The 2849-nt window shown below is 59.5% G+C and carries 1 protein-coding gene and 2 pseudogenes; 2 read left to right on the top strand and 1 reads right to left on the bottom strand.

Features of this window, described 5'->3' with window-relative positions; all coding sequences use genetic code 11:
- Window positions 1-644 (top strand): annotated as a pseudogene (locus EOA32_RS35890) (DUF945 domain-containing protein); the annotation flags it as partial.
- A gap of 119 nt (window positions 645-763) precedes the next feature.
- On the opposite strand, the pseudogene EOA32_RS35885 reads toward EOA32_RS35890, so the two are convergent.
- Window positions 764-2060: pseudogene (locus tag EOA32_RS35885) on the bottom strand (DUF2130 domain-containing protein).
- 482 nt (window positions 2061-2542) lie between these two features.
- On the opposite strand from EOA32_RS35885, the gene EOA32_RS35880 reads away from it, so the two are divergent.
- A partial coding sequence (locus EOA32_RS35880; RefSeq protein WP_189407668.1) for a ParB/Srx family N-terminal domain-containing protein occupies window positions 2543-2849 on the top strand: 307 nt, incomplete at its 3' end.

Here is a 2849-nt window from a genome sequence, read left to right as displayed (position 1 = left end):
GCCCGGGCGTACTCGACTGGTCGACCGGAATCTACAACCCCAACGTCGATGTCTCCAAGGACACGACGACGCTTTATGCCTCCGACCGCGACGTTTTTCTGTTCCTGGTTGACGACCTCAACCCGATCGAGGCCGGAAAGCTGCCGAACGGCGATCCAGATCTTTTCTTTCGGGGCTTCTACTGCTGGAACTCTGAAGTCGGCGCCAGGACACTCGGGATCGCAAGCTTCTATCTTCGTGCGGTATGCCAGAACCGCAATCTTTGGGGCGTCGAAAATTTTGAAGAAATCACTATCCGGCATTCCAAATATGCCGCCTCCCGCTTCGCCGCCGAAGCAGAACCGGCGCTGATCCAGTTCGCCGAATCCTCGCCCATGCCGTTCGTCAACGGCATCAAGGCTGCGCGGGAACGGATCGTCGCCCGCGACGATGACGAACGCGAGAGTTTTCTGCGCAAGCGTGCATTCTCGAAGATGGAGACCGCGAAAATCATAGACACCGTCTTCGCTGAGGAAGGGCGGCCGCCCGAGTCGATCTTCGATTTCGTGCAAGGCATCACGCGGGTCGCGCGTGACAAGCCGAACCAGGACGTGCGCCTGGAGATGGAAGGCAAGGCCAAGAAGCTTCTGGATCTCGGCGCCTGAAGCTTCCGTGCCGGCTGCGTCACGGTATCGCCGGCTTAATTCTCGGCGTCGTCCTCGAGCACAAGGACGGCGCCTTCGCTCGTGATGGTCAGGACAAAACGCCTTTCGGCTCGGTTCACCTATGCGGTTTCGGGCGGAGAGGCTCCAATTGCTGGCACATCCAGCCCCTCAATCTCCTGCATCACTTTGCCGGCGATACCTGCAAGTCACCATTCATGCCGACGGTCGACTCGATGACCCCCTGGATCTGCGCCTCGCGCTTGGCCCAAAGGCGTGTTGTGACCTTGCGTTCTTTGGCAAGGTCCTCCTGCATATCCGAGAATTTCTCTACTATCGCCGCGACGCGGTGGCGGAACCGCGGACCTGTCAGATAGCCATAGACTTGCTCCATCTTCGTAGCCTGACCGTCCTGGGCGAGGCGGGAATTGGCCAGCTCGATCAGGGATTGCCGGAGCAAGATGGCGATGGGGATCGCACATTTGGGATGGGCGACATAAACTCCGTCAAGAAGATCGAAGCTTTCCACGCCGGGAGGCAACGCTTCGGAGACCATCAGCGCGATGTCCGCTCTGGCGGCTCGTTGATCGCCTCTGAGCTTACCTAGCCAGCCCTGGCTCCAGTTCTTGGTGCGTTTCGAGTCCCACAAAATGGCCCCGCAGGGCTGGCCAGCCGGTCCGACCACGCGGTGCAAGACATCTCCGCCGAACTCGCCCTTGGCAACCGGTTCAATGGTGTCCATCGGGAAGCGGCTGGAAATGAGGGACTCCAGCTCGAGCTCGAGGACCTCGCCCTGCAGCTGCTGAGAGCCTTGTTCGGCACGGCGCTTCAGCTCCTCGATCTGACGCTGCATACCGGCGATCTGTTCCTCTTTCTCGGCAACTTTCATTTTGAGGCCCTCTTCGGCTTCCGACCTCGCCTTTGTGCGAACGGCCTCCAGCCCTTCCTGGATCTTTCTTTCGACTGTCAGCGCCATCTCGCGCTTCTCATCATCGAGCGCGCCCGCTGCTGTTTCAGGAATTCCGCTTGTTGCAGCTGAGCCTCGGCGAGTTTCTCGTCCCGCGCCTTGAGCGTCGCCTCTATCTCGGCAAGCTTCCTGTCCCGGTCTTCAAGATCGACCGAGAGCAGCAGCTTGGCCTTGCGGGCCTCCTCAGCCGCGATAGTCACGCGCTCAAGCTTGATTTTTGCTGCGACCTGGTTGTCGATGTCCGACTGGGCGGCATCAATTGCGACTTGTTTGCGTTGAAGCTCTTCCTCTCGGGCTGCGATGGAAGCGTTGCTCTGCGCCAAACGCCGCTCATAGTCCTCACGGGTGGCGGCAATCAGCGGAGCCGCGAGCGATTCGTTTAGCTTGATGTCCGCCTTGCAGGTTGGGCAGCTGATTGTCGGTTCATTGAGAATCCTGGGCTGGACTGTCATTCGCGGTGACTCGCTGAGGAAGCTGGATGAAAGAGGTGCCAGATTATATCTTAGGGACTGCTTTTGGAAAGAACAAAGAGTGAACGTAGGGAGTTATCCCCCGCGCAAGGGCCGGCGAAAGTTCGCTTCACTATTTGCAGATTGCTGGAAAGAAGCACGCGGCGGCCGAGGCGAGGAATTTAGCTGTATTGGGAGCCAGCCGGCACACCTGAAGGGTGCCAGGCCAGGCCCCGGCCGGCAGGCGCTGATCCACCAGCTCATGGATTACGCCGATAAGTTGGGGCACTAGGCAAGCTCGAAAGTACCGAAATCTGCAAAATCGAAGTCATAGATCCGCTGCGCTGTCCACAGCGCGCATGGCACGATTGCCGCAGTTGCCTGCGTTGGCGCGCCGCAAGAGGCAAAGGGGGGAGGGGAGGTTTTTTGACGGGCTTGGAGGTCCGGGGAGAGGCCCCGGGCCGCCCGTCATGGAGAACCTGACCATGGCAAAGGCCATTCAGAAGATCGCTATGAACCCATCGGAAAACATTCCCTACGACAAGCTGGTGCTGTCGCAGAAGAATGTCCGGCGGGTGAAGGACGGCGTGTCCATCGAACAACTCGCCGAAGATATTGGGCGGCGGATGCTGCTTCAAAGCCTGAACGTCCGTCCCGTCCTTGGCGAAGACGGGGAGGAGACCGGGACGTTCGAGGTGCCCGCCGGCGGTCGTCGCTATCTAGCGCTCGGCATGCTCATCAAACAGAAGCGGCTGGCAAAGAACGAGCCGATACCGTGCATCGTCAATCGAA

The organism is Mesorhizobium sp. M1A.F.Ca.ET.072.01.1.1 (assembly GCF_004023325.1).
GTDB lineage: Bacteria > Pseudomonadota > Alphaproteobacteria > Rhizobiales > Rhizobiaceae > Mesorhizobium.
The sequence above is the reverse complement of the archived record's forward strand: the minus strand, read 5'-3'. Positions and strand labels throughout refer to the sequence as shown.